Below are 25,998 nucleotides of genomic sequence, written 5' to 3'. Positions count from 1 at the left end.
TGTGTTAGTCGACAGATCTATTAGATGCAGAAGCTAAGCCACCTAAACAGCGAAGTCTTTGACAGGCTGCGTAAAAAAAGCGGCGATCGACTTGCATCACCGTTTTCGAAGGCGTTTGACTACGAAGCGTGGTGCAGTGCAGAAAAAGAATGCCGTGGTACCGTGCGCGATCAAGACCTTTTGGCTTGCGGTCTGTTTGTCGCTGGGCAGCTCAAGGCGCTGAGGGGGACTTTTTTCGAGAAGCTCTTTTCCAGCCTGTCGAAACGAACGGCCATCCGATTGGCGTTGGCAAGCGCAAACCTCGAATTCTTCACGTTTCAGAAGCACTTTCGGCGATTAGTCGAAAAACAGTTTGAGCGCGGTGAACCGCTCCACATTGAACAACTGCGAGAGATTGAGTTTCTAGGGCCGGGCAATGCGACCTCACCAGATGACTTTGTAACCGCCGTCGTGGACTCCGTGCCACATTGGCTTTTCGAGGCCAAAGATCTGGACGATGTTCGCGAGGCTTCAGGCTTCAATTTTCAATACCTCCGGCGACGATGTTCGGCGATTCTTTCGGTTGAACATGCCTTTAAAAATGTCTGGGATGCCGCTCTTTGGGAAGGATGGTTCTTGACAAAAATAGACAAGGGATTGTGTCTGCGGCCATCGTCGAAAAGTGATGCTTATTATTGGCATGCGTGCCAACTTCGTCACGAAGCTGATATCATGGCCCGAAGCCTTGCTTTGGCTGACGGAGACTTGAAACTGCCTAACGATATTGAGGTGCCCTCAGAATCGGTCAAATCGTTAGAGGTCAGGGGAAATAGGGTCAGGTTCAAGTGCGGCCCACGTTCGAAGCACTCGTCCGACAATCTGCGGATGCGCCTGTCCGCAGCCTCGCAGTTCTATCTTGGCCCCATGTTGAGGAAGGAACTTGGGGGGAAATACGGAAGCGCGACTTTGTATCAGCTGATTTTGGTGCTGCAGCTCCTTAAGGACATAGTTTCGGCATTTTCCAAACTGGCCCTGCCAACCAGCACGAAGCATTATTCTGAGGTTCGCAAGTTGTCGCTCGGTCTCTCGCGGAATGCATTGGTCCGCGTAGTGACGCGCTGCTTGGAGATCGACGAGGCGCTAGCCATTAGGCTTGTCGAATGTCTGACCATTGCTCCGGAAGAAACTGGAAGTCTTTTCCGAGACGGCCTTTGGTCGCGGCCATTGGTCAAGCTTGAAGATGATGAACTTCTACTACTTGCACCGGCGATTGATGTCGGCTCAATTCACAGATTCATGGAATTGCACACCGAAGCAGCGCTTAAGACGGAGGGTAAGAAGAAACATGCACCCGGTCTCGTTTTTGAGAACCAGTTGAGAAGGCGGACTATTGAGGTAGCTAAGAAGAACGAAGTATTAAAAGACTTCCACGTCTGTCCGGACGCCATATCAAAAAGTCGGGACCAGCCCGACAGCGAGGAAATCGACCTCCTAGTGCGTTTCGGGCGAAAGATCATCGTATGTGAAGCGAAAGCGTTTATTCGACCGTGTGAACCGATCGATCGATACAATCATCTTGGGAAGCTGGAAGAAGCTTGCGAGCAGGCTCGAAGAAAGGCGCAGTGGATGGAGGGGGCGCTGCCTGACTTTGTGGATCTGCTTGGCTGGAGCAAAGGTATCGAAGAACTTGAAGTGTTGCCACTGGTTGTAATCAACCAGAGTTTCGGATCAGGTCTCCGGATCGATGGCTGTTTGGTCACAGACGTGAACCTATGGCTTCTTTACGTGGCCGCTGGCTCATACACCTCTTCAGCGATCCGTGCGGGTTCAGAAAGCATTAACTTTCAAACGAAATTCTACGATGATGAAGCCACTATGACCGCCAACCTCGAAAAGACCTTCGAACAAGTTCCTCCCTTGCGCCCTTACTTGGATGCCGAAAGTTGGGGGGTGTCGCCCTTACCAACCGCGCAAGGAGAGCTTTTTAATATGCTTATGCCGACGGTTGATGCATCGAAGATGGTCAGTGAGGACCAAAGGCAATTCAGCTCAATATTTCAGGAGGCTCAGAAGTAGTCACGAGGAGACGTGTATGACAGACTGTGGTGCAATTCGTGGTATGACTCAATTTCTTTAAAAATTATTTATTTATTAACAAATTCTTAGGTGATTTGTGCTACACCCTTCGTCTCCGCCATTACCCATTGATTTTATTGGATAATTTGGCGCTTCGACCATCCTACCCACGAACTACCCACGCCCGAAACCCGGCTTGAACGTCCGTTTTTGGGGCTGCTATTTGCCCTTAGATTTCTTTCCTACGTTCATCCCTGCCTTGAACGCCCATTCCATCGCGCGTGCGATTTCGCCGTTCGTGTCAGAATTGAACCCATACTTGCTGCGTTCGGCCTTACCCGCTGTGATCTTCTTGGCGACACTTCGGAACGCAGCTTTGCGGTCCTTGGCTTCGGCTTCCTCTATAGGCGTGTCACCTATGACCCACGACGCCGCTTCCTGCGGTGTGGCCTGCCCCAGACGTTCGTAAAACGGGTGATCTTTGATGCTTATGTTGCGCACGTTGCGTTGTTCCTTCGTTGACCTACTGCATGTATGATACGTCACAACTTGTAGCGAAAACACTGGAGAATACACTTGACAAAGCAAGAGCAGTTTTTGTGGGGAATTCAAACGCTAGTCCTTCTGGACGCGCAAAATTTCTCACTCGACAACGAACACGCAATGAAAAACCGCCATGAAATTTCGGCTACTGGACGCTTCACGGAATTGATGGTGGCCATTAAGGCGTCCGAGCAAATACCCGACGATGTACCCGTTCAAGATGCGATACACGACTTTTACTACTGGCTTTGCTACAGATACGGCGACATGTCCGACCACCCGGCACAGCCAACTTGGCTGCGTGACGTGCAATGGGAACATCGCTAATAGCCTATGTCTCGACTACGACCGACTACACTGATCTTGACAATGATTATGGTGGTACGACCGAAGGCGTCGAAGTCACTTGCACTAAATGCGGCCATTCCGAGGAAAGCTTCGGAACCGACGACCCTTCGCTAACCCGAAGCGAAAACACACGAACAACGGCATGCCGTCGCCCGCTGACTTCGAAATCCGACAGCCCAAACTGAACCAGGCAGGTGTCTAGGAAACTAGGGGCACTTCAGAGACAGCATCGACTAAAACCTATCGACGCAGAAACCGTAGGCAAGGTACAAGAAGCGGCGTATCAAGCTGGTGCAACGGTTCGCGTTTACGGACTCGATCTGACCCTGTCGCCACAGCATGTCCTGACAGAACAGGACGCCCGTCATTCATTCGGCGCTGCACGTCGTATCTGCACGCCAGAGAGGTCTCAGATGTCTCAGGATTACGTCGCTCTCTTGGGCACAAAGGGCGGTCCCGCCATCCGTCCGGGTTCGTCCATGCCCATGTCGAACCTGTTTGTGCTGAACGGCATCCAGGTCGTGGTCGATTGCGGCCTGGGCGTGACCAAGGGGCTTGTGGATCAAGACATGCAGCTCAGCGAGCTGGCGCTGATCTTCATCACTCATCTGCATTCGGACCACTATATCGAGCTTGGCCCGCTGCTACACACGGCCTGGACAGCCGGGCTGTGCACCCGGGTAGAGATCTATGGCCCGCGCGGCCTGCATGCCTATTGGAACGGCTTTTTGACCTCGATGCAGGCCGATATCGACCTTCGGATCGAAGACGAGGGGCGCCCCGACCTGCGGGGCCTCGTACAGATACACGACATGGACGCGGGACTCGTGTTCGACAGGGACGGGCTGACGGTTTCCGCCATCCGGACCGATCACCCACCGCTTGTGGACTGCTTTGCCCTGTCCTTTCAGACGCAGACGACGCATGTTGTCTTTTCCGGTGATACGGCCCCGATTGTAGCCATGGAGAATTTCGCGCGCGGGGCCGATCTGTTGATCCACGAAGCGATGCTGGAACGCGCATTGCCCGCCCTGTTGGCCAGGATCGGAAATGGCGGCGACAATCTGATGGCCCATTTGTTGCGATCGCATACTTTTGCCCATGACGCCGCCAGAATCGCCGCTGACGCCGGCGTTAAGACGCTGGTCTTGTCGCACCTGATCCCGTCGGATGACCCGGCCTATGCCGAACGAGACTGGCTCGAGGCCGTGGAAGGTCTCGGCGATACCGCGCTGATCATCGGCCGCGACGGATTGCGGATCGATTTACCCATCGGCTCGTGAGACACGGTACATGTCAACTCCCGTCGGGGCGCCAATCGCACAGGCAAGCCCGGCGCGAACCGGGCCGTTGCCATAGGGGTCCGGTGGCCGTCGTGATCAGAGCTCACGCAAAGTCCACTTTCATCAGCGGCCGAAAAATCGCATTCTTAGGGTACCGCATCTTTGGGTTCGGAACGCCCGAACCAACGCTGCTGCGCCTGATCAGACCGAGGAGAACGCCGTGACCCTGCCCCATGACCCGCGACTGGATCAGTTGCTGGATGCCGCCGTGATACATGTTCCGTTTGACGGATGGTCGGACGCAACGCTGCTGGCGGCGGCGTCGGATATCGGCCTTGAACGGGACGCAATGCGCCGGCTGTGCCCGCGCGGACCGGTGGATCTGGCGCTGGCCTATCATGCGCGCGGCGATCGGGCGATGCTGGACCGTCTGGCGGCCGAGGATCTGAGCACGCTGAAATTCCGCGACCGGATTGCAACGGCGGTTCGTTTCCGCCTCGAGGCGGTCGAGGACAAGGAACTGGTACGGCGTGGCGCGACCTTGTTCGCACTGCCCCAGCATGCCGCAGCCGGAGCCGGGGCGGTCTGGCAGACCTGCGACCGGATCTGGACCGCACTGGGGGACACGTCGCAGGACGTGAACTGGTACACCAAACGCGCCACCTTGTCCGGCGTTTATTCGTCGACCGTGCTGTATTGGCTGGGCGACACCAGCCCGGATGATGCCGCGACCTGGGCCTTTCTGGACCGCCGTATCGACAATGTAATGCAGATCGAAAAGTTCAAGGCCGGTCTGCGCGGCAACGCGGCGCTGAAACCTCTACTGGCGGGGCCGAACTGGCTGCTGGGACAGATCAGGGCGCCGCGCGGGGCACAGCGTGACGATCTGCCCGGCGTGATCGAATCAAACAGATAGGGCGTATCCTGCGCGCCGGCGGTATCCGGCTGAACGGCCGCCGCCCGGTACTCTTGGTCATGTTGCGCCCTCCGAGACGATCACGAGGGGGCGGAACCGGCCGGTGCCGGGGATCGCCGCCGCCTGTCTGGTCATCGCCGCGAAACCGGCGGCGCCCGAGGGTGTCGTGTCGACCCCGAGCGCGGCCAGCGTCCGGGGCGCGGCCGCGCCCTCGTCTTCGGTCAGCGTTTCATAGCGCACGTCACAGCGTTGCAGCACGTGCCAGGCCACGATTGATGGTTCTTTACAATCAAGGCGGCCCATATCCGAGTCGGGTCCGTCGGCGCGGGTCGGTCTGCCGGCCTGATGGCTGGCTTTCAGACAAGCCGCGGCCGCCGGCTCGACAACGATCAGTTCGGGCTGTTCAGACCAGTTCAGCCTGATCATATGCGCCATGGCCGCCGCCAAGCCCCCCACGCCGGCCTGCAGGTAGACATGGGTCGGCCATGTACCCGAGGTCAGAAACGCGGTGCGCAGTTCCTCGGCGATGACACAATACCCTTCCATCACCCATTTCGGGATTTCGGTATAGCCGGGCCAGGTACCGTCCGCCAACAGTGTCGCACCGCTGTGGTCGGAATCGGCAATCGCAGCCGCCACGCTGTCGTCATAGACATCGCCCGATCGGACCACCTGGGCGCCCAAAGCCGACAGGCGCCGGGCAAACCCCTCGGGCACGGTCCGGGCCAGATGGATCCGCGACTGCGCTCCCATGGCCCGGGCCCCGGCGGCGACGCCCATGCCGTGATTGCCGGCGCTGGCACAGACAAAGGTGAAAGGCGCGGCAAAGTCACGGATATCGGCGTCGCCCATGCGGGCGGCCGTCAGCGTTTCGCCGGTTTTCGCGTGCCAGGCCTCGGCCAGAATCCGGGACACAGCATAGGGCGCGCCGAGCGCCTTGAACGCGCCAAGCCCCATGCGGGCGGTCTCGTCCTTGGCCCAGAACCGCAGGCCGTCCGGCGTCTGCAATTCCCGCAACGGGGACCTTTCATAGTCCTGCCGGGCATCAAAGAATGCCAGAGCACGGGCAAAGTCGGGGCGAAATTCCAGGCTGTCTGTCTCGGTCATGTCGCCTCTGTACGCTGTAGTCATCGCCGCAATATCTAGCATCTGTCAGCTATTTCCATTTTTCGTTCTTGGTCCTATCGTCGATAAATTCTTTCACATCACCCTCAACAGGCGCGGGTATTGTTCATGGGCATGGCGCCAGACAAGCTAGACCAGGCAGATCTCACCATTCTGCGAACACTGCAGGCCGATTGTCGTGTCGGTCTTGAACATCTGGCACAGGAATGCGGTCTTTCCGTTCCCTCGGTTCAGCGGCGGCTGAAGCGGTTGCGGGACTCCAACCTGATCCTGAAAGAAGTGGCGGTGCTCGACCCGGCCCGCTTTGAATACAGGATGACTTTTATCGTGCATGTCGAACTGGAACGGGAATCGTTGCAACAGCTCGATGTGTTTCGCAAACGCGCCAGGGCCGAACCGCAGGTCCAGCAGTGCTATTATGTCACCGGCGAAGCAGATTTCATTCTGATCTGCTCGGCCCGGGACATGCAGGATTTCGAGACCCTGACCCAACGGCTGTTTTTTGAAAACTCGAATGTCCGGCGTTTCCACACCTCTGTCGCGATGGACCGTACCAAGGTCGGACTGAACCTGCCGATCTGAACCGTAAGCGTTTCGCCGTGCCCGGCAAGCGTGCGACGCCGCAGACCGAGTCGGGCCCGCCCGCCTGCCCCGGAAGGGGCCGGTTTGCCGGATCCGGTCTGCAGGGGCCGGTTTCATGCAAGTTTTTCTGCCAAATGCAGCAAAACTCGATACCTCATGGGCGACGCTGCGGTCTATCTTTCGGGTAGGGCCACAGGACGGGTGCAGGATGAGCGACTCTCAGACCGGTTTGACACAGCTGCGTCATGATCTGCACCGGCACCCCGAACTGGGCTTTCAAGAGACAAGGACCAAGGCGGTCGTGGCCGCGCGTCTACGGGCGCTGGGAATCGAGGTGCATGACGGCGCGGGCGTTGTCGGCGTGCTGCGGTCCGGTGGCGGCAACAAAGCCATCGGGCTGCGCGCCGACATGGACGCTCTGCCCATCGCTGAAACCTCGACGCACGGCCATGTCTCTGCCGCGCCCGGCGTCATGCATGCCTGTGGCCATGACGGGCATATGGCCATGCTGTTGGGCGCAGCCGAACGGCTGGCGGCACGACCGACTTTCGATGGCACCGTGATCTTTCTGTTCCAGCCGAACGAAGAACACGGCCTGGGTGCCCGCGCGATGATCGACGAAGGCGTGCTGCAGCGCTTTCCGGTCGACGAGGTCTATGCCATCCACAACCTGCCCGGCGCCCCCACAGGTCAGGTCTCGACGCGCACGGGTATCATCTGCAGCAGTGAAACTCTGTTTGAGATTGCGGTGAAAGGCCGGGGCGGTCATGCCGCGATGCCGCAGACCGGTATCGACGCCATCACGGTCGGCGCCGAGATCGTGCTTGGGCTGCAAACCATCGTCGCGCGCAAGCTTGCACCCGCATCCGGCGCCGTTGTCTCGATCACCGAGTTCCTGACCGACGGCCAGCGCAATGTATTGCCGGGAAATGCCACGCTCCGGGGAGATTTCCGCGCCCGCTCGCCCGAAGATCGCCTCGCCATCGAACGGTTCACACGCCAGATCGCCGATGGGGTGGCTGCCGCGCACGGGATCACGGCTTCGGTCTCCTTTGATACCCAGTTCGTCGAGACCATCAATGCCGAGACGCCGGTTTCGGCCGTGTACCGCGCGGCAGAAGCCGCGGGCTGCGACCTTGTCAAGGATCGTGCCCCGATGAGCTTTTCCGAGGACTTCGCGCAGTTTTCAGCCGTCGTACCGGGCTGTTTCCTGCTGCTCGGAAATGGCGAGGCAGGGGCGCATGGCCAACCGCTGCACGCCTCGGACTATGATTTCAACGATGCTCTGCTGCCGATCGGCGCCGAATTTTGGGTCAGGCTGGTTCACGACCGGCTGCCACAGCAAAAGGACCCGGTATCATGACCCCCCCTGACCGCGGTTTTCGAACAGAGGAATTCGCCGCCCGAACTGCGCGGGCACAGACAACGATGGCCAAGGCCGGAATGGCCGGCCTGTTGCTGACGACGGAACCCGAGGTGCGGTACTTCAGCGGCTTTCATACCCTCTTCTGGCAAAGCCCGACACGGCCATGGTTCCTGTTCGTTCCGGCAACGGGCAAGCCCGTCGCGATCATCCCCGAAATCGGCGCCGATCTCATGCGGCGCACCTGGATCGACGATATCCGCAGCTGGAGCGCCCCCGCGCCCGAGGATGACGGGATCAGCCTGTTGGCCGACCTTCTGACGCCCCACGCGGTGCGCGGCGAAACCATCGGTCTGATGAAGGGCCATGAGACGCATCTGAGGATGCCGCTTGGCGATTTCGAACGGCTTGCGGCGGGGCTTGGCGGGCTGCGGTTCGCCGACGCCACCTGGCTGGTGCGGGAATTGCGGATGGTGAAATCCGACGCCGAGATCGAGAAGATCGCGCATATTTGCGCCATCGGCTCGCGCACCTTTGCCCGGGTTCCCGACCTCGCGCACGAAGGGCAACCGCTCGAAGACCTGTTCCGGGCCTTCCGCCGCGAAGGTCTGGCCCAGGGGGCCGACGACGTTCCCTATCTGGTCGGGGGGGCCGAGACCGGCGGTTACAGCGACGTGATCTCGCCGCCATCCCGCCGTCCGCTGGTCCGGGGCGATATCCTGATGCTCGACACCGGCGCCAACTGGGACGGGTATTTTTGCGATTTCGACCGCAACTTTGCCATTGGTTCGGCGGATGACGCCTCGCGCCGGGCCTATGACGTGCTGTGGCGAGCCACCGAAGCGGGGATCGCAGCGGCGCGCCCGGGGGCCACGTGCCGCGGCCTGTATTGCGCCATGCAGAAGGTGATCGCCGAGATGGACGATCAGGGGGGGGATGTCGGGCGGCTCGGTCACGGGCTCGGGATGCAATTGACCGAATGGCCCTCGCACGCCGCCTGGGACATGACAGAGATCACCGAGAATATGGTGCTGACACTGGAACCGTCGCTTGGCTATGGCGATGGCCGGATCATGGTTCACGAGGAAAACATCGTGGTGCGGGCGGGCGGGGCTCAGTTGTTGACCGAGCGCGCCGCGCCCGAACTGCCGGTCATATGAGGAGGGTCCATGCAGCTTGAATTCCAGACAGATGGCGGTATCGGCATCCGGGCAAACCTTGGCGTGATCGTGCTGGAAACCGACGAAACGCTTGAGCATGAATTCGCGCGCATCCTCAGAATGTCCGGCGTTGCCCTCTATCACAGCCGTATCGCCATGGTTCCCGAGATCCGACCCGATACGCTGGCGCGTATGGAACGGGATCTGCCTGATTCGGCGCGCCTGCTGCCACCTTCGCTGCGGTTCGACGCGATCGGTTTCGGCTGTACCTCGGCGTCTTCTGTGATCGGCTCGGACAAGGTGGCGCGGGCGATCCAGAGCGTGTGCCCAGGAGCCAACGTGACCGATCCGCTTGCGGCCATTGTCGCCGCGGGCCGACACCTGAACGCCAAACGTCTCGGCTTTGTCACGCCCTATGTGCCCGAGGTCTCGGCCAGGATGCGGCAGAACCTGGAATGCGCGGGGTTCAAGATCGCCAGCTTCGGCTCGTTCGAAGAAGGTAACGATCGCTTGGTGGCACGGATCACCCCGGCCTCGATCCTTCAGGCCATAGAGACCGTCGTCACAAAGGCGCCCTGCGATGCCGTGGTCATTTCCTGCACAAACCTTCGGTGTCTTGATGTCATCCCCCAGGCCGAGGCGACAATTGGCGTGCCGGTCATCTCCAGCAACCAGGCGCTTGCCTGGCACATGCTTCGATTGGCCGGCATAGAAGACGCCAGCGCCAAATTTGGAAAACTCTTTGCTTAAAACCTGACGGGCCAGGCGGCGATTTTCGGCCCTCGAAAACGCCGGCGTTATTCGTCAAAGCCTTCTGCCGGCCTGCTGATTGTGAGCGGCACGGCGGAGAATGGGCCGGCAGGGGAAGGCACAAGTTTTTGAGGATCGATGCCTGCCTTTACCCGCTCAGGGAAATGCTGCGGAACCTGATCAAGTGAATGCTCCGAGGCCCGCCCGGTGCGGACGATGGCCGGCGAGATGTGGACAGATTGACATCGGGCAACCCGTCGATCCTGCATGGCAATCCTTCGATATCATCGAACCTGTCGCTGCAAGTTTCGCCGGCCAAGCCAGACCGCATTGAAGCCGCGCGCCGGTGGACTTTGCCCGCGCCGAGAGCGGTTCGGCCATGAAATGCATGGAGCCCGAAGAACGCCTATTAAAGTCGAGATACCGGATCATGGCCACAGATCATCTGGCCGGCCTGCGGCCACCTGATATTAGGACACAGGACCGGTTCCCGACCGTCAACCTGCAGCCCAGGCAGCCGCCGAAAAACGGTAATCCGCCAATGCGCACGCGATTGGCCATGGGCGGCGCGACCTGGTGCGTCGTCGGCCAATGATCGATGATCAGGATCCGAAAGAGCATGGCAGTTCCGAGCAAACCACTTGCTCTCGATGGAGCGCGCGCCCGGTTGTTGCAACTGACTTGCCTCGCAATTTGCCCTGGCTGTTTCCCGGGCTTTGGACGACGCCATCGATCCAAAGCCCGGTGTATTCGGGTATCGACCATCGATTCGCGGAGGCATTTCTTGGTGATCCGCAACTTGGCTCCATGCGCAAGCGCTGGATCTCCGAAAGCGGCGGGTCAAGCTGGTATCGCGCCGTTCTTGCAAGCCGAACTCGATCGCACTGCCACAGAGCAGGGCAAAGCCGGGCTTCGCGTTGGCACAACTCAGGCCAAAACGCCGCCGCCCCCCCCCCGATAAGGCCGAGTGCTGCCCAGTCAGGGCGTTGTCGTCGCACCGTGTTGCACACGCAGTCCCGACTGATCCCTTCGTCGGTTTCATCGAACCCGGTGCGCTCCCTGCCGGCAAGCGCCGGCCAGGCAGATCAGTAATATTCGTTCTCGTAGCCATGCGCCCCGGTGGTGTACCGGCACCTGTTCAGGACAATCCCCAAGACATTGGTCAGCGCCGCCAACTGTCGTTCCGCCACATCGATCTGTTCCATGGGTGTCTGTTCCGCCACCACCACCAGCAAGGCGCAGTCCACCGATTGCAGGAACCCGTGACTGTCGTCATTCGCCATCAGAGGTGGCATATCAAACAGCATGACATCCGGCTGATAGGCTTCTTCAATCTCGTCCAGGATCTCAGAGGTCTGAGCGCTTTGCAGGATTTCCGAGGGGTTGCGGCCGGACTGCGCATTCAGACCAAAAGCGACGTTGCCATTCAGACATTGTGCCACGTCCGAGAAATCCGCCTCGCGGGCCAGCACGTCAGGCATGCCCAGCGACTGCGATTGGCCCAGCACTTTGCCCAACCCCATGCGTCGCAAATCGAAATCCATGATGATCGTGCGCAGTTCCTTCATGCGGCTCAGGCTGAAACCGAGATTGGCGGCGATCGTCGACTTGCCGCAATTGCTGCCTGGCGACACCAACGCGATCCGGCGCCACTTGTTCTCTTTGACCTGCTGCAGCAACTTGGTACGCAGCATGTCAAAGGGTATGGCCATTTCCCCGCTGGTACTGGCGACCAGACGGTTACGGATCACCGTCTTTCGGTCCACGGACAGCGGGGACAGCGCCTGCCAGGCGTCCTGAACGGTCTGTCGCGGGTCCTTTGCGGAACGGGAGCGCGTGATGCTGGGCGTATCGCCTAACCCCTCGCGTTCGGATCGGGCTTTCATTATTGCTTGCTGAAGACGGTCTGTCACGCGGCCCTCGCATTCTCGATTGTCATCATGGAACTTGTCACCACCTTACGCCCAATTTGTTCATCACCCTGTCAGCCACCAGATCCAGCGGCTGGTAAAAGGTGTGGACCGACCAGACGACCGCCGGCACACCGACCAGAATGACAAGGATCAGCCCCAGTTTCACGCTGCGCTGCAGGATAACTTCGCGACGAGTCCGAATATACGGCAGTGTCGCAATCGGCCACACGTCCAGCTTGCGGATCAGATCCTCGGGCCGCCGAGGCGCGCCGTTGAGCATCAGCAAGAGAACGATCAGCCCGACCCCGGCAGCAACGCCCAGAACGGTTCCGCCGCCAGCGATCTTGATCCGGTTCGGCTTGGTCGGTTCGCTCGGCACCGCCGGTTGCTCGATCACCGAAATCCGCTCGCCGCGGGACAGGATCTCGATGCGTTCGCCGGTATCGGCATCGGCCAGTCGCTGAACCGCAGGATTGTACTGAGCCAGAACGTTGTCGTAGTCGCGCTGCAGATCTTCCAGAATGATGGCGTTGTTGGGCGTTTTTCGGATCGAGTCGTTCAGACGCTCGATATCCTGTTTCAGCGACGCCTCTTGCTGTTGCAGGGCGGAAATGCGGGTGTCGATGCTGGCCAGTTGGAAATCGAGCGCCGAATTGCCGGTGCTCGCCTGCTCTTCGCCGTTGAGCTTGGCGGCCTCCTCCAGCGCGGTTTCGCGCAGCTGTTCGACCTTGGCCTGCAAGATCTTGATGCGTGGGTTGTTGGGCGAATAGACCAGCAACGCGTCGTCCAGTTCGGCCTCGGCTTCGGCCAGCCGCAGTTGCGTCTTGCTCTGCGATTTGGACGTGTCCGAAATCACCTGACCGGTCTGTGAGAATACATCAATCAACTGCTGTTTTTGCGATGTTAGCGTGAACAGTTCGCGCCCCACTTCCTCAAGGCGCAACTGCCGTTCGGTGCGCTGTTGCTGCCGAAATGCCAGGCTGTCCGGCAGGGCACCGGCATTGGCGTTCTTGAATTCGAGGATCCGGGCGCCGAGGATTTCGAGATCGGCATTCAGCCGGGCGACCTCCTGCTTGAAAAAATCTTGCGTCTGGCCCGCGCGGCCCTTGCGGAACGAGGCATCATCGGCCTGGATCAGCGTAAGATATTCGTTCAGCACCCCGGCTGCCAATCTTGGTGTTCTGGCCTCGAAGGTGACGGTCATGATGCTGGCTTCGTTCGGATTGCGGGTCTTTAGAATGGTGGTGCGCGCCTGCATCGCCTGCAGGATCTCGTCCGGATTCATCTCGTTCTGATCCGCCAAGACTTCGAGCCGGCGCGCAATATCCAGCAGATTGGCGCGGGTCATCAGCCGCTGCTCGATAATCTGCAGCCTCTGCGGACCGGGCATTCGCACTGTGCTGGGGGCAAGGGCATCGGGGATCTGGGGTGCCTCGACAATCAGCACCATCTTGGATTCGTAGGCCGGGGGCAGCGTAAAGGCCACGAATATGGATACCGTGGAAATGCTGGCCGCGACCAAAAGGAACAACGGCAACCGGCGGAGAAACAGCGAAAGGTAAAACCGAAGGTTGGTCATCTAGGCCTGTGCCTCCCTCTCAATGGTCTGTTCGCAAAAGAAGACCCCGTCGTCAATGACCGACTGGACCATCCCACCCGAGACCGTCGTGCCGGTATCCTCGCTCCAGCCATAGAGCAGCGCAAAGTCGCACAGTTGATTGACCAGACGCGGCACGCCGCCGGTCACATCATGAACCAGCAGGCAGGCGCCTGCCGTGAACTCGTCGCCCGTCCCGCCCGCGGTCTTCAGCCGGTGCCGGATATACCCCTGAGTGACCTCGGCGCTCATGCGATTCAGATGAAAGCTGGAAGAAACGCGCTGCGCCAGCTGGCTCATACTGGGATGGCGCACCATGTCGCGCAGCTCGGGCTGCCCGACCAGGATCAACTGCACCAACTCGTCCTTGTTGGCATTGATGTTGGTCAGCATACGTAGCTCTTCCAACCCTTCGCGAGAAATGTTCTGAGCCTCGTCAAAGACCAATACCACACGGCGGCCCTGGGCATACTGCTCGATCAGGAATTCCTGAAGTTTTTGAAAGTTCTGTACATAGGTCGCCTCGGATTCGATCGGCACGTCCACCGCGTTCAGGACCCACTGCAAAAGCTCGCCGCGGTTGCCCTGGGCGTTCGAAACCAGCCCCACGATGACATCCTCTTCGATCTGGCCGAGCAGATTCTGCAACAGGGTCGTCTTGCCTGACCCGACCTCGCCGGTCAGCAGCGTGATCGGCGCCCGAGACAGCACGCCGTATTCAAGCACTGCATAGGCGCGCTTGTGCTGTGGCGACCAATAGAGGAACCCGGGATCCGGAACCAAGGTGAACGGACGCTCTTTCAGGCCGAAATAGCCCAGGTAAAAAGATGACTGCGACATGATATGTCAGATACTCACAAACCAGTTGACACTTATATAATGTCAAAGAGGCGGGATTGAACCGTCAAGCCCCCGGTCCTGCATCCCTGCTTTTGCCGCAAAAGGCAATGCGTATCGCTGCATTTGCAGCGAAAGCACGGCCCGGCGCCGATCATTCAGCTCCCGCAATCTTGCGTCACCGCCAATGCCCGACGAATCAAGGCCATTTCCGGCGACCCTATCGGCGGGTTTGCACCGCACCCCCCACTGCCACCCCTCAAACCCGAGATGAAACCGCCACATTCCCGGTACAGTTGAGAATCACGGCGGATCAAGACCCTCGGCGCCCATGCCAGACCAGCGTCACTGGCCATTCGGATTAGTACCGCACGACAGGTCGCGAAACCATAAAATGTTCACACGCAACAGCATTCAAATTTTATCTTTATTTTTCAATAGTATAAACGCATGGCTGAATTTCAAGGGGCTAACAAAGCGGTTGTTTATCTGCAAATTTTAGGTAATTATTCATATTGTCGGGTAGTGAGAGGGTGGCCGTGCAAGAGCCGCAGATTGCGACGATATTTTTTTGCGTGTGTGTGCTGAGTAAAGCGAGTGGAATATGACGTTTCAAATTAATGACCCGACGCGCCTCAAGGCCGTGTCTGTTTCAGATGTTGTTCCAACACGATGTACTGTCAAGCCAGATCTCTATTCTCTGGCGGGCAAGCGGGTGCTGGATCTTGCCATCGTGTTGCTGACCCTGCCCGTCACCCTGCCGCTGCTTGTGCTGACGGCCCTTCTGGTTTCCCTTGACGGATCATCGCCGATCTACGTTCAGCGTCGTGTCGGACGGCAAGGCCGCGTGTTCAAGATGTTCAAGTTCCGCACGATGGTGTCGAACGCCGATCAGGCGCTCGAGGCGCATCTGCGCGACAACCCGAAGGCGCGCGCCGAATGGGATCACAGCCAGAAACTGCGCGAAGACCCGCGCGTGACCCGTATCGGCACCATGTTGCGCAAATGTTCCCTCGACGAACTGCCCCAGGTACTGAACGTGATCATCGGCGACATGTCCCTGATCGGGCCGCGCCCAATGATGGTCGATCAGACCAATCTCTACCCGGGCCGGTCCTATTACTGGATGCGCCCCGGAATTTCGGGGCTGTGGCAGGTCACCGACCGCAACGACACCGCCTTTACCGCGCGTGCGCAATATGACGACAAGTATTTCTACAACCTGTCCTTTGCCAATGATTGCTCAATCTTGGCGAAAACCTTTGTTGTCGTGTTTCGCGCGACAGGATACTGATTCCCACGTATCTGCAGCCACGTAGGGAATCGGCAAAATCATGGATGTTCGGCGTAATCGTTTGCAATCACGGCTGAGCCGTGTGGGTTTGGCTGCTGTTCTCGCCGTCGGTCTGGGTTTGACCGCAGCCTGCGACACAGCAGAAGAACGCGCCGAAACACACTATCAAACCGGTCTGGCCCTGCTGCAAGAAGGGGATGTGGACCGCGCGCTTGTCGAGTTCCGCAACGTCTTTCAACTGAACGGCAAGCATGAAGGTGCGCGTCTGGCCTATGCCCGCGCTCAGCGCGACCGGGGCATTTTTCAGGACGCCTACGGACACTATCTGCGGCTTGTCGAACAACACCCCGAAAACCTGGAGGGCCGCCGCGCTCTGGCCGAAATGGCCGTCGACGCGCGCAACTGGGACGAGGCCGAACGGCACGTGACCAAGGCGATCGCGCTTGCGCCGGACGATATCCTGGTTCAGTCCATCGACAACGCGGTCAAGTATTTCCACGCTGTGCAGGACAAGAACGACGACGCCCAGCAGGCCGCCATCATCAAGGCTCAGGCACTGGTCGAACAGGACAAGTCGCTCAGCAGCTCCCGGGAGATTGTGCTGGACGACCTGCTGCGCAAGCAGGATTGGTATGCGGCGCTGGACGTGATTGACGAGGGTCTGGCAATGGATCCCGACAGCCGACGTCTCTATCAGATGCGACTGGCCGTACTGCAACAGATCGGAGATCTCGACGGGATCGATAGCCAGCTGCGTGAATTGATGCAGCGGTTTCCCGAAGAGCGCGGCAGCTTCAAGCAATCGCTGGTCCGGTTTCTGGTCGCACAAGAAAAACTGGACGAAGCCGAGGCATTCCTGCGCCAGGACGCCAGTCGCGATGGTGCGGAAACCATCGATCAGGTGCAGTTGCTGGGCTTCCTCGAACAGGTTCACGGCCGTGAACAGGCGCTCGAGGAAGTTGAAAGGCTGATCGCTGCGGGCGGTCCCGAATTGCGGGCTTTCCAGGCGCTACGGGCCAAGCTGAACTTTGAAATGGGCAATCAGGAGGCCGGCGTGACCGAGATGCAGGCCCTGGTCAAGGACGCCGAGCGTACCGACCAGACCCGCAGTTTCGAAGTCGATCTGGCGCGGATGCTGTTTCGCCAGAACAACGCGGTCGGTGCGCGTGCGCTGATCGAGCAAATCCTGAGCGAAGACCCCTCGCAGCCGGACGCCATCAAGCTCAAGGCCAACTGGCTGATCGACGACGACGAAACCGCCGATGCCATCGTCATGCTGCGTGGCGCGCTGAACCAGTCGCCCGAGGATGCCGTCCTGGTGTCTTTGCTGGCCCGCGCCTATGAGCGCGAGGGCAACCGTGAACTGATGGGCGAAATGCTGGCGCTGGCGGTTCAGGCCTCAAGCCGTGGCGCCGCGGAATCTATCCGCTATTCCAACTTTCTGGCCGCTGACAACAAGCTGGTCGCCGCCGAGGGCGTGCTGATCGACTCGTTGCGGGTCAACCCCGGCAACGTGGCCCTGCTGGCCATGCTCGGAAATATCTACACTCAGATGGAAGACTGGAGCCGTGTCGAAAGCGTCGTCAGAGACCTGGAACGGCTGGAGGATCCGCAAGCGCTCTTGCGGGCCAAGTCGCTGACGGCTCAGAAACTGGCCCAGCAGAACCGCACCGAAGATCTGAACGCGATGCTTGAGGAACTGACCGGCGACGAGGTGATGGGCAGAACTGCGGAAATCGCGCTGGTCCGCGCCCGCCTGGCCTCGGAAGGTCCGGAAGCAGCCAGTGCTTATCTGGACGAGTTGCTGAGCAAGACCCCGGACGACGCGACCCTGCGGTTTCTCAAGGCCGGATTACTGGTCGGCGACAACAAGCCGGACGAGGCCGAAGCAATTTTCCGCGACCTGCTGACGGGCAACGCGCAACAACCCAACGTTTGGATCGCCCTGTATCGGCTCAAGGCGCAGACCGGCGATATCGAGGGGGCCCGCGCCGTACTGAACGACGCCCTGACCGCCCTGCCGAAGAATGGCGACCTGCTCTGGGCCCGGGCCGGCGAACTGGAACGTGACGGCGATATCGAGGGCGCCATTTCGATCTATGAGAAGATGTACGAGAACAATTCGGGTTCTCTGATCGTCGCCAACAACCTGGCCAGCCTGCTGGCCACCCACCGGACCGACGACGAGAGCCTTCAGCGCGCTTACGCGGTGTCCCGGCGGCTGCGCGACAGCGACGTGCCGGCCTTTCAGGACACCTATGGCTGGATCACCTTCCGGCGTGGCAGCCACGAGGCGTCGCTGAGATACCTGCAGGCCGCAGCCTACGGGTTGGCGGATGACCCGACGGTGCAATACCATCTGGCCGTAAACTTGGCCGCATTGGGCCGCAATACCGAAGCTTTGGAGCAGTTCCGCAAGGTGGCAGCGATGATCGATCCGGCCAACCCGCCACAATTCGCCGGCGAGGTTGCCAGCGAGATCGAGCGGCTGGAACAGGCCTCAGACGCGCAACAGTGACCGGCGGCGCCGGCGGCAACTATCCTGCCCGTCGCGCCTGCCTATCGGAAACGGCCGCCCGCCCCCCGGCGCGGTCGTGCCCATTTGTGCTGTACGCGCCCACCTGCAGAGAAATCGCCGAGGGTTTCGGCAGAGTTGCGCTGCTTGCTGAACTTGCGAAAACGCTCTGAATTGGACCGCGCACCGGCTGCCGTGCAAGGATTGAGCGGGCGGGTACCGCTGTACCCTTTCGGTCCGCACCTCACAGGCCGGGCGCGTGCCACCATCCCGGACTGTTGGACGTTCCCCCGATGCGACGACTGACGATACACTCTGCAAACGCCAGCACGGCGTATCGGATGAGCGTTTCGCCACAGCATCGCGGCAAGCCTTGGCCGCACCACGATTGCGGCGACCGCGTCATTCGCCCCGCGCAGCCAGCCCGGCGGTGCGAATCTGGCTGAGCGTCTGACGCGGTGTCAGCGCTTCGGGCGATACGGACAGATCCAGCAGCGCCCCGGCCGGGGCGGCCTGTGCCCGCTGGAAGGCCGCCGCGAAATCCTCGGTGCGTTCGACCCTTTCGCCATGAAACCCATAGGCCCGGGCCAGTGCCACGAAATCCGGATTCCCGGTCATGCTGGTGCCGGAAACCCGCTGTGGATAGGCCCGCTCCTGATGGGCCCGGATGGTGCCGTAAATGCCATTGTTCACCAGCAGAATGATGGGCTGCGCCCCGGCCTGGCGAGCTGTCGCCAGCTCGGTGCAGGTCATCTGAAAATCGCCGTCCCCGGCGAAACAGACCACCATGCGATCAGGACTGGCCACCTTGGCGGCGATCGCGGCCGGCAGACCATAGCCCATCGCCCCGGATTGCGGCGCCAGCAGCCGCGCCCGGGGTCCGAACTGGAAGAATTTGTTGGGCCAGACGGTGAAATTGCCCGCGCCATTTGTCAGAATGACATCCTCGGGCAGGTTCTGGCGCAACCAGGAACTGACCTTGACCATATCGACGGGCGAGGGCTGTTCAGGCGCGTCAAAGCTGTCCAGATAGGCGGCGCGGCCGCGCGCGCGCCAGTCCGACCAGCCGCCCCGCGTCGGCGTCAGTTGCGCGGCAAAGGCATTCGCACCGGCCTGTATCCCCAGGGCGGGCTGATAGATCTTGCCGATTTCCCGGTCCGAGGCATGCACATGGATCAGCGCCTGTCGCGGCACCGGCACCGAGAGCAGACTGTAACCATCGGTGGTCATCTCGCCAAAACGCAGATTGATCGCCCGAATCGTATCCGCCTCGGTGATCAATCTCGCCAAAACGCAGATTGATCGCCCGAATCGTATCCGCCTCGGTGATCAATCTCGCCAAAACGCAGATTGATCGCCCGAATCGTATCCGCCTCGGTGATCAATCTCGCCAAAACGCAGATTGATCGCCCGAATCGTATCCGCCTCGGTGATCAATCTCGCCAAAACGCAGATTGATCGCCCGAATCGTATCCGCCTCGGTGATCAATCTCGCCAAAACGCAGATTGATCGCCAGAATCGTATCCGCCTCGGTGATCATGCGGCGCACATGCGGCGGCATGCCGACCCCTGCTTCGCCGCAATAGACAGGCGAGAAATTGTCGATCTGGTCCTGATAGCGAAAGGCAGCGATCACCGGGATATCCGAAGCCTCGGCAAAGGATTGCAGCGCCGCCCTGCCGGCATCGCTCCAGTTGCAGCCACCGATCAGAATCAGCGGACGCTGCGCTGCCGTCAGCAGCGCCTGCATCTTGTCCAGCGCCGCCATTGGGGCCGCAGGCTCACAGAGTTCGGCTGGCTGGCGCAAGGGTTTGGTGTCGGTTTGGCTGGTCAGCATATCTTCGGGCAGCGCGATCACCACGGGTCCGGGGCGGCCGGTCGTGGCGGCGGTCCAGGCGCGGGCGACGATCTCGGGCACGCGTTCGACCCGGTCGATCTCGACCACCCATTTCGCCATGGTGCCGAACACCGCCCGGTAATCGATCTCCTGAAAGGCCTCGCGCCCCTTCATGTCGGTCCCGACCTGCCCGACGAACAGCAGCATGGGCGCGCTGTCCTGCATCGCCGTATGCACCCCGATCGAGGCATTGGTGACACCGGGGCCGCGGGTAACCCAGCATATGCCTGGCGCCCCCGTCAGCTTGCCATAGGCCGCCGCCATGAAGGCCGCGCCGCTTTCGTTGCGGCACAGCACATAGTCCAGCGTGCCTGCCGTGTCGTGCAGCGCATCCAGCACCGCCAGATAGCTTTCGCCTGGAATGCCAAAGCTCTTGCTGGCCCCCAACGCCGCCAGGCTTTCCACCAGCAGCTGCCCGCCATTGCGCGTCATCTCGAATTCCTCGCAGGATCATTTGCCCGGCACCGCGCCGGCCCGCCGCCATGTTTGGCGTGCCGGATCGGCGCAGTCCAGTGTCCCTTTGGGGTAACCGGCGCGGTCAGTCAGAAAGTACGGGCTGTGGCGAATCCGCGTCCGTGGGCGCGAGCGGGCGCATGGTGGCCACCAGTTCGGCGACCTTGATGCCGAATTTGCGCATTTCCGAGCGGTTCACGATGCTGCCATTTTCTGTCAGGTACAGCCAATCGACCACCGAAAGGACATGTCCGCCGGCATCCGCAGGCAGCCGCAAACGATAGATCAGGCGCAGAGCCGCGCCGCTCTGCTCGCCGTGGGCTGTGCCGACGACATCGTCGGCGGTGGCCGTAAAGCGGTTGCCGTCTGTCAGGCGCAGCTGCCAGGCGCGCGTTTGCGTAGCACCGGAAGCAAAGCGAAACGATTCGCGCAGCGTGCCCTGATCGCCTTGCCAATCCCCCTGCATCCGCGCCACGAACCGGCTGTCCACGCGCCCCAGCGGGCCATAGATAACGCCCTCGGACTGGAAGGTGCCAGACAGATGCCGGCGCAGATCGAAGACGGGCGCCGTTTCCGCGTAAAATGCCGGGCGCTGTGCCGCGAACCCGATCCGTCGCCGCGCCAATAGCCACCCCGCCAGAACAGCGCCCAACGTCAGCAGAACAGTCAGCATGGCGCTTCACCGGCAAAGCGCTGCCGGGGCCGGTAGGTTGCGCGCTCAGGCATGGGCCAGTTCGACCTGCACGACATCCGTCTGCCCGACGGAAAACGATGCGGCACATATGCCGAGATAAAAGCGCCAGTTGCGCAGAAACCCCTCGTCATATCCCAGACGCCGGATACGGGCCGACTGTTGTTGCAGCCGCCCATCCCACAGCTGACAGGTTCGGGCATAATCCGCGCCAAAAGCATGCGTGTTCCGCACCGCCAGACCGGCCCGGCCGGCCTGTTCAGCGATCGCTGCATTGCACAGCAGCATGCCGCCCGGAAAAGTGTACTGGCGAATATAGTCCGAACTGCGCCGATAGATGTCGAAATAGCTGTCCGGTACGGTGATCGCCTGGATCATCGCGCGTCCCTGCTCGGCCAGCCGTGCACGCAGCGTGGCGAAATAGGTCGGCCAATAGGACTGTCCCACCGCTTCGACCATCTCGATCGACACGATATTGTCAAAGCGCCCGTCGCACTGGCGATAATCCAGCAGCCGGATATCGGCGCGCCCGTCCAGCCGCGCATCCGCATAGCCTTTCTGGCTGGGCGACAGGGTCAGACCGGTGACATGACGGCCTGCATCGGCGGCACGCTCGGCGAACCCGCCCCAGCCGCAGCCGATTTCCAGCACCCGCTCACCCTTGTCCAGGCGATCGAGGATACGATCATATTTCCGGTTCTGCGCGCGCCCCAGATCGTCATCTCCGGGCGCGAACATCGCCGAAGAATAGGTCATGCCGGGGTCCAGCCAAAGCTGATAGAATTCGTTGCCGACATCGTAGTGCGCGCGAATGTTGCGGGCAGCGCCACGGGTAGAATTGGCGCGGATCAACCGGTCGACGATGCGGAATTTCAGGCTGTTCCAGAACCCCGCATAGGCGTAACCTTGAAACCGGTCCAGGTTCAGCAGCGCCACCCGGACCAGGTCTTCGACCGAGGGCGTGTCCCACAGCCCGGCCACATAGGTCTCGCCCAGCCCGACATCACCACGCGCCGCCAGCGTGGTGACCACAGACCAGTCGTGGATTCGCATTTCCGCCTCGGGCCGGCCCTGGCCGAAATCATGAATTTCGCCCTCGGGCGTGTACAGGCGCAGACTGCCTTGCGCGATACCTTCGCAGGTCCGCAGAAAGTCGTTTTTGACGCGATTGCTCAGATACAACATCAGGTTACCTCGGTCTTGGGCGGGGCTGGTCGGGTCCGGTACCGCACCCCCTTGAGTTTCAGCCGCAATGCCTGCCAATAGATCAGCAGGATGGTGCGCAGCGCGCCCGGCGGTCGACGCAGGGCCGCGCCCAGCAGCGCCGCGCTGGTCAGCGGCCGGCACGGGCCGGTCAGTGTGGCCAGAACACCCTCGTCGCCATTGCTGTACAGGATGCGGATCGCCACCTGGTCCTTTCGGATATCAAAAACGAACTCATATCCGCCCGCCACCTGCTGAAAGGGCGACACGTGCAGGGACTTGGGCCGCGCTATGCGGCTTTGGGCCGTGATCGGCGCGAAACCCGGATTGCAGCACAGATAGGAATGGCGGTCGCCGAACGGGGTCGACACCTCGGCGATCACAGCCACCAGATCGCTCTGGCGCCGCACCAGCCAGAAACTGACCGGGTTGAACACCCGGCCCAGAAACGCCGGCTGGGTCAACAAATGCAGCCGCAGATCGTCACCCGACAGCCCATGCCGTGCCAGCAGGTCGCGTACCCAGCCCGCGCCGCGCCCGGCGCCGGGAACGCCGCCATGGTGCCGGTCCTGTACCGAGGCCAGATTGAACCGGTTGTGCGAAAACAACAGCGGCAGCGGGCCGGGCTGCTCGGCGTCGATCAGCACATAGTCAACCGCATAGCGAAACCCGTGCCGCGTCGCGCCGCGCCGCCTGTGCGTGGTGACGCCGGGGATATATTGCGCCGGCTGTCTCATGCGCATTGCCGGTCCATCTTGCGCGCGATGCGCACGGCACTGGCAAAACCGTCCTCGTGAAACCCGTGCCGGGTATAGGCCCCGGCAAACCAGGTGCTTTTGTTGCCCTGCAGATCGATCAGTTCGCGCTGCGCCGCCAAGGCCGCGGCGTCAAAGACCGGATGGCGAAAGCGGGTTTCGTCATAGATCAGGTGCTCGGGCACAGGCCGAGAAGGATTCAACGTGACAAACAACGGATCGTCTTCGTCGATGTTCTGCAGCCGGTTCATCCAGTAGGTGACACCGATGGCGGTTTCCTGACGCGCGGTGTCGGCAGTATAGACCCAACTGGACCAGACCGCCTTGCGCTGCGGCATCTGGCCGGTGTCACGGTGCAGGATCATGCGGTTGTCCTGAAACCGGATTGACGACAGCGCGCGGGCCTCGCGCGGGCTGGGGTCTGCCAGCAGCCCCAGCGCCTGATCGGCATGGCAGGCCAGGATCACCTGATCAAAGGGCGCATGCGGGCCGGCGGCACTGTGCACGGTGACCTGGCCGCGATGCCGGCGCACCCGTGTCACCGGCGTTCCGGTGCGGATCGCCACACCGCGGTGGCGCAGGCAGGTTTCCAGCCGGCGCACATATTCGATACTGCCGCCATCGACGGTCCACCACTGATGCTGTCCGGACGTGCTGAGCAACGCGTGGTTGCGAAAGAACTGCACCAGGGTGCGGGCGGGAAAATCACGGATCTCGCTGGGCGGTGTCGACCAGATCGCACCGCAGAGCGGCATCAGATAGTAGCGCTGGAACCAGTCGCCCAGACCAAGTTCGTCCATCAACTGGCCAATCGAGGCGCTGTCATCGCGCGCCACCGCCTCGGCTCGGTCGTTGAACCGCAATATGTCGCGCACCATGCGGGCGAAACCGGGGCGCGCCAGATTGCGTTTCTGCGCCGTCAGCGCCCGCAGGTCGCGCAGACCGTATTCGATCTGACCACCATTGATCGAAGCACCAAAGCTCATGTCGCTTTTGGCAACCGGCACATCGAGATCGGCGAACATCCGGGTCAGATGCGGATAATTGGCATAGTTGAACACGATGAACCCGGTATCGACCGGCTGATCGCCATTGCGCCCGGCATGGACCGTGCGCGCATGCCCGCCCAGCCGCGGCCCGGCCTCAAACAGCGTGACCGCATGATGCGGCGACATCAGATAGGCGCTGGCCAGCCCCGAAATGCCGCCCCCGATGATCGCGATACGCTGCGGGCGGATATGACGATTGGCAAAGGACATGTAGTCTCCGGTCTTGTTTCCTTTCAATACGCAGGAAATCGCGCGACGGATCAATATCCAGAAAAATCGCCCCGGAACCGGAAATAGTGATCCGACCTTCAATCGCGGGCGTAACAGCGATATGTTGACCCTGTGCCCACCCCAGCCCCATGCCGCCGTCCACGCACGCCGCGCGGTTCAAAAGGACAAGCGACCGGTGCCGTCAGAACCCGCGCAGATGTCTCTGCAGACCACTTGGATGCTGGCGGTGCGCGACCGGCGCGACCGCACGGCGTTTGCTGCCCTGTTCGATCATTTTGCACCGCGTCTGAAGGGGTTCATCATGCGCTCGGGCCTCCCGGCCGGCCAGGCCGAAGAGGTCGTACAGGAGGTGATGCTGACCGTCTGGCGCAAGGCCGACCAGTTCGATCCGCATCGCGCCCAGGTTTCGGCCTGGATATATCAGATCACGCGCAACCGGCAGATCGACCTGATCCGCAAGGAACAGCGCCCGCTGCCCGAGGAGTTGTCGCACGAGCCCGATCAGGAACCCGACGCCAGCCACATCCTGTCGCTGGAACAAGAGGCCGGCAGACTGCAACAGGCCCTGTCCCGCCTTAAGCCCGACCAACGCAGCATGATCGAAAAGGCCTATCTGGGCGAACTGACCCATAGCGAGATCAGCAGCCAGACCGGCCTGCCCCTGGGCACAATCAAATCGCGTATCCGGCTTGGGCTGGACCGTCTGCGCCACGAGTTGAAGGGAATGCGATAAGATGACCGCTATCACCCACCATATCCCCGACGCGATGCTGGCCGCCTATGCCGCGGGCAGCCTGCCCCACCCCTTTGCCGTGGTGATCGCCAGCCACGTGTCGCTGTGTCTGGAATGTCGCGCCGCGCTGGCGTCGCATCAGTCCGTCGGCGGGGCCATACTGGAAACCACCGACGCGGCCGATCTGTCTGAAACCCTTAAATCCGACTTGTTCGCTCGCCTGGATGCCCCCTGCGCGCCGGAACCGGTCTATGAACGCTCTGGTGTGTTTCCGGGGCCGGTCATGCACGAACTGAAAGGGCGACCACCGCGCTGGAAATCCCTGGGTCTGGGCGTACGCCAGAGCATCCTTTCGGCCAGTGACGAGGGCTCGGCCCGCCTGCTTTACATCCCGCCGGGTCAGGCCGTGCCCGACCACAGCCATAACGGGCTGGAACTGACGCTGGTGCTGCAGGGCAGTTTCAGCGATGAAACCGGGCGGTTTGGCGTCGGGGATCTGGAAATTGCCGATGAAAGCCTGGAACACACGCCGACCGCAGACAGCGGGCCGCCCTGCATCTGCCTGGCGGCCACCGACGCGCCGCTGCGGTTCAATTCGCTGGTGCCGCGGCTGCTGCAGCCCCTGTTTCGCATCTGAAGCTGCGGCACATCCGGCCCGCGCCCTCACGCGGGACCGCGTGGCAGCCGCCTGGCCGGATCCCCGG

General features: G+C 61.0%; 23 protein-coding genes. 12 read left to right on the top strand and 11 right to left on the bottom strand.

Annotation, left to right across the window (positions count from 1 at the left end; all coding sequences use genetic code 11):
* Positions 1 to 24: 24 nt before the first annotated feature.
* Complete coding sequence (locus ACFMPD_RS07465) at positions 25 to 2,055, top strand: hypothetical protein (RefSeq protein ID WP_380993169.1); 2,031 nt, start codon at positions 25 to 27, stop codon at positions 2,053 to 2,055.
* Positions 2,056 to 2,274: 219 nt separating this feature from the next.
* On the opposite strand, the gene ACFMPD_RS07460 is transcribed toward ACFMPD_RS07465, so the two are convergent.
* Positions 2,275 to 2,556, bottom strand: coding sequence for a hypothetical protein (locus ACFMPD_RS07460; RefSeq protein WP_380993168.1), 282 nt, complete (start codon positions 2,554 to 2,556; stop codon positions 2,275 to 2,277).
* A gap of 75 nt (positions 2,557 to 2,631) precedes the next feature.
* Between ACFMPD_RS07460 and ACFMPD_RS07455 the strand changes: the two genes are divergently transcribed.
* From ACFMPD_RS07455 to ACFMPD_RS07445, 3 genes are all read left to right on the top strand, one after another.
* The gene (locus ACFMPD_RS07455) at positions 2,632 to 2,925 is read left to right on the top strand and encodes a hypothetical protein (protein ID WP_380993167.1); all 294 of its coding nucleotides are present in this window, start codon (positions 2,632 to 2,634) and stop codon (positions 2,923 to 2,925) included.
* Between the two features lie 434 nt (positions 2,926 to 3,359).
* Entirely contained in the window at positions 3,360 to 4,229 is an 870-nt protein-coding gene (locus ACFMPD_RS07450; RefSeq protein WP_380993166.1) for an MBL fold metallo-hydrolase, read from the top strand.
* 220 nt (positions 4,230 to 4,449) lie between these two features.
* Positions 4,450 to 5,145, top strand: coding sequence for a COQ9 family protein (locus ACFMPD_RS07445; RefSeq protein WP_380993165.1), 696 nt, complete (start codon positions 4,450 to 4,452; stop codon positions 5,143 to 5,145).
* 57 nt (positions 5,146 to 5,202) lie between these two features.
* On the opposite strand, the gene ACFMPD_RS07440 is transcribed toward ACFMPD_RS07445, so the two are convergent.
* Positions 5,203 to 6,252: a pyridoxal-phosphate dependent enzyme gene (locus ACFMPD_RS07440; protein ID WP_380993164.1), complete on the bottom strand. Its 1,050-nt coding sequence runs from the start codon at positions 6,250 to 6,252 to the stop codon at positions 5,203 to 5,205.
* A 126-nt stretch (positions 6,253 to 6,378) separates the two neighbouring features.
* On the opposite strand from ACFMPD_RS07440, the gene ACFMPD_RS07435 reads away from it, so the two are divergent.
* The 4 genes from ACFMPD_RS07435 to ACFMPD_RS07420 all read left to right on the top strand — a co-directional run bounded on the left by ACFMPD_RS07435 (position 6,379) and on the right by ACFMPD_RS07420 (position 10,125).
* The gene (locus tag ACFMPD_RS07435; RefSeq protein WP_476463231.1) at positions 6,379 to 6,852 is read left to right on the top strand and encodes an Lrp/AsnC ligand binding domain-containing protein; all 474 of its coding nucleotides are present in this window, start codon (positions 6,379 to 6,381) and stop codon (positions 6,850 to 6,852) included.
* 208 nt (positions 6,853 to 7,060) lie between these two features.
* Positions 7,061 to 8,215 (top strand): amidohydrolase, encoded by a 1,155-nt coding sequence (locus tag ACFMPD_RS07430; protein ID WP_380993163.1) that lies wholly within the window; start codon positions 7,061 to 7,063, stop codon positions 8,213 to 8,215.
* Positions 8,212 to 9,375: a M24 family metallopeptidase gene (locus ACFMPD_RS07425; protein ID WP_380993162.1), complete on the top strand. Its 1,164-nt coding sequence runs from the start codon at positions 8,212 to 8,214 to the stop codon at positions 9,373 to 9,375. Before ACFMPD_RS07430 ends, ACFMPD_RS07425 begins: the two co-directional genes overlap by 4 nt.
* Before the next feature lie 63 nt (positions 9,376 to 9,438).
* Positions 9,439 to 10,125: a maleate cis-trans isomerase family protein gene (locus tag ACFMPD_RS07420; RefSeq protein ID WP_380993161.1), complete on the top strand. Its 687-nt coding sequence runs from the start codon at positions 9,439 to 9,441 to the stop codon at positions 10,123 to 10,125.
* A 1,085-nt stretch (positions 10,126 to 11,210) separates the two neighbouring features.
* Here the strand turns inward: ACFMPD_RS07420 and ACFMPD_RS07415 are convergent.
* From ACFMPD_RS07415 to ACFMPD_RS07405, 3 genes are all read right to left on the bottom strand, one after another.
* Positions 11,211 to 12,011, bottom strand: coding sequence for a CpsD/CapB family tyrosine-protein kinase (locus ACFMPD_RS07415; protein ID WP_380993160.1), 801 nt, complete (start codon positions 12,009 to 12,011; stop codon positions 11,211 to 11,213).
* 64 nt (positions 12,012 to 12,075) lie between these two features.
* Entirely contained in the window at positions 12,076 to 13,617 is a 1,542-nt protein-coding gene (locus tag ACFMPD_RS07410) for a GumC family protein (protein ID WP_380993159.1), read from the bottom strand.
* On the bottom strand, positions 13,618 to 14,475 hold the full coding sequence (locus tag ACFMPD_RS07405) for an ExeA family protein (protein WP_380993158.1): 858 nt from the start codon (positions 14,473 to 14,475) through the stop codon (positions 13,618 to 13,620).
* Positions 14,476 to 15,187: 712 nt separating this feature from the next.
* Here ACFMPD_RS07405 and ACFMPD_RS07400 point away from each other — a divergent pair.
* On the top strand, positions 15,188 to 15,766 hold the full coding sequence (locus tag ACFMPD_RS07400; protein ID WP_380993157.1) for a sugar transferase: 579 nt from the start codon (positions 15,188 to 15,190) through the stop codon (positions 15,764 to 15,766).
* 88 nt (positions 15,767 to 15,854) lie between these two features.
* On the top strand, positions 15,855 to 18,284 hold the full coding sequence (locus ACFMPD_RS07395; RefSeq protein ID WP_380993156.1) for a tetratricopeptide repeat protein: 2,430 nt from the start codon (positions 15,855 to 15,857) through the stop codon (positions 18,282 to 18,284).
* A gap of 399 nt (positions 18,285 to 18,683) precedes the next feature.
* Here the strand turns inward: ACFMPD_RS07395 and ACFMPD_RS07390 are convergent, their stop codons facing one another.
* The 6 genes from ACFMPD_RS07390 to ACFMPD_RS07365 form a co-directional block, all read right to left on the bottom strand.
* Positions 18,684 to 19,571, bottom strand: coding sequence for a thiamine pyrophosphate-dependent enzyme (locus tag ACFMPD_RS07390; protein ID WP_380993155.1), 888 nt, complete (start codon positions 19,569 to 19,571; stop codon positions 18,684 to 18,686).
* Between the two features lie 143 nt (positions 19,572 to 19,714).
* The gene (locus ACFMPD_RS07385) at positions 19,715 to 20,611 is read right to left on the bottom strand and encodes a thiamine pyrophosphate-binding protein (protein WP_380993154.1); all 897 of its coding nucleotides are present in this window, start codon (positions 20,609 to 20,611) and stop codon (positions 19,715 to 19,717) included.
* Positions 20,612 to 20,717: 106 nt separating this feature from the next.
* Positions 20,718 to 21,284 carry a DUF3833 domain-containing protein gene (locus ACFMPD_RS07380; RefSeq protein ID WP_380993153.1) on the bottom strand — a complete coding sequence of 189 codons (567 nt, stop codon included), beginning with the start codon at positions 21,282 to 21,284 and terminating at the stop codon, positions 20,718 to 20,720.
* 66 nt (positions 21,285 to 21,350) lie between these two features.
* Entirely contained in the window at positions 21,351 to 22,508 is a 1,158-nt protein-coding gene (locus ACFMPD_RS07375; protein WP_380993152.1) for a class I SAM-dependent methyltransferase, read from the bottom strand.
* On the bottom strand, positions 22,508 to 23,263 hold the full coding sequence (locus ACFMPD_RS07370; RefSeq protein WP_380993193.1) for a DUF1365 domain-containing protein: 756 nt from the start codon (positions 23,261 to 23,263) through the stop codon (positions 22,508 to 22,510). Before ACFMPD_RS07370 ends, ACFMPD_RS07375 begins: the two co-directional genes overlap by 1 nt.
* Positions 23,260 to 24,540, bottom strand: a complete 1,281-nt coding sequence (locus ACFMPD_RS07365) for an NAD(P)/FAD-dependent oxidoreductase (protein ID WP_380993192.1) — start codon at positions 24,538 to 24,540, stop codon at positions 23,260 to 23,262. The genes ACFMPD_RS07370 and ACFMPD_RS07365 overlap by 4 nt, the downstream gene beginning before the upstream one ends.
* A gap of 217 nt (positions 24,541 to 24,757) precedes the next feature.
* Here ACFMPD_RS07365 and ACFMPD_RS07360 point away from each other — a divergent pair, with 217 nt between their 5' ends.
* Positions 24,758 to 25,294, top strand: a complete 537-nt coding sequence (locus ACFMPD_RS07360; protein ID WP_380993151.1) for a sigma-70 family RNA polymerase sigma factor — start codon at positions 24,758 to 24,760, stop codon at positions 25,292 to 25,294.
* A gap of 1 nt (position 25,295) precedes the next feature.
* Positions 25,296 to 25,931, top strand: a complete 636-nt coding sequence (locus ACFMPD_RS07355) for a ChrR family anti-sigma-E factor (RefSeq protein ID WP_380993150.1) — start codon at positions 25,296 to 25,298, stop codon at positions 25,929 to 25,931.
* The last annotated feature ends 67 nt before the right edge of the window (positions 25,932 to 25,998 follow it).

The sequence above is a fragment of the Sedimentitalea sediminis genome (assembly GCF_042687825.1).
Lineage (GTDB): Bacteria > Pseudomonadota > Alphaproteobacteria > Rhodobacterales > Rhodobacteraceae > Sedimentitalea.
This window is presented reverse-complemented; position numbering and strand designations above follow the sequence as displayed.

Coding starts and splice junctions, on each gene's coding strand:
- ACFMPD_RS07435 (WP_476463231.1), top strand. CDS start 6,379: ATGGGCATGGCGCCAGACAAGCTAGACCAGGCAGATCTCACCATTCTG.
- ACFMPD_RS07415 (WP_380993160.1), bottom strand. CDS start 12,011: ATGAAAGCCCGATCCGAACGCGAGGGGTTAGGCGATACGCCCAGCATC.
- ACFMPD_RS07360 (WP_380993151.1), top strand. CDS start 24,758: ATGTCTCTGCAGACCACTTGGATGCTGGCGGTGCGCGACCGGCGCGAC.
- ACFMPD_RS07355 (WP_380993150.1), top strand. CDS start 25,296: ATGACCGCTATCACCCACCATATCCCCGACGCGATGCTGGCCGCCTAT.
- ACFMPD_RS07370 (WP_380993193.1), bottom strand. CDS start 23,263: ATGAGACAGCCGGCGCAATATATCCCCGGCGTCACCACGCACAGGCGG.
- ACFMPD_RS07385 (WP_380993154.1), bottom strand. CDS start 20,611: ATGACGCGCAATGGCGGGCAGCTGCTGGTGGAAAGCCTGGCGGCGTTG.
- ACFMPD_RS07410 (WP_380993159.1), bottom strand. CDS start 13,617: ATGACCAACCTTCGGTTTTACCTTTCGCTGTTTCTCCGCCGGTTGCCG.
- ACFMPD_RS07430 (WP_380993163.1), top strand. CDS start 7,061: ATGAGCGACTCTCAGACCGGTTTGACACAGCTGCGTCATGATCTGCAC.
- ACFMPD_RS07450 (WP_380993166.1), top strand. CDS start 3,360: ATGTCTCAGGATTACGTCGCTCTCTTGGGCACAAAGGGCGGTCCCGCC.
- ACFMPD_RS07440 (WP_380993164.1), bottom strand. CDS start 6,252: ATGACCGAGACAGACAGCCTGGAATTTCGCCCCGACTTTGCCCGTGCT.
- ACFMPD_RS07375 (WP_380993152.1), bottom strand. CDS start 22,508: ATGTTGTATCTGAGCAATCGCGTCAAAAACGACTTTCTGCGGACCTGC.
- ACFMPD_RS07405 (WP_380993158.1), bottom strand. CDS start 14,475: ATGTCGCAGTCATCTTTTTACCTGGGCTATTTCGGCCTGAAAGAGCGT.
- ACFMPD_RS07365 (WP_380993192.1), bottom strand. CDS start 24,540: ATGTCCTTTGCCAATCGTCATATCCGCCCGCAGCGTATCGCGATCATC.
- ACFMPD_RS07425 (WP_380993162.1), top strand. CDS start 8,212: ATGACCCCCCCTGACCGCGGTTTTCGAACAGAGGAATTCGCCGCCCGA.
- ACFMPD_RS07465 (WP_380993169.1), top strand. CDS start 25: ATGCAGAAGCTAAGCCACCTAAACAGCGAAGTCTTTGACAGGCTGCGT.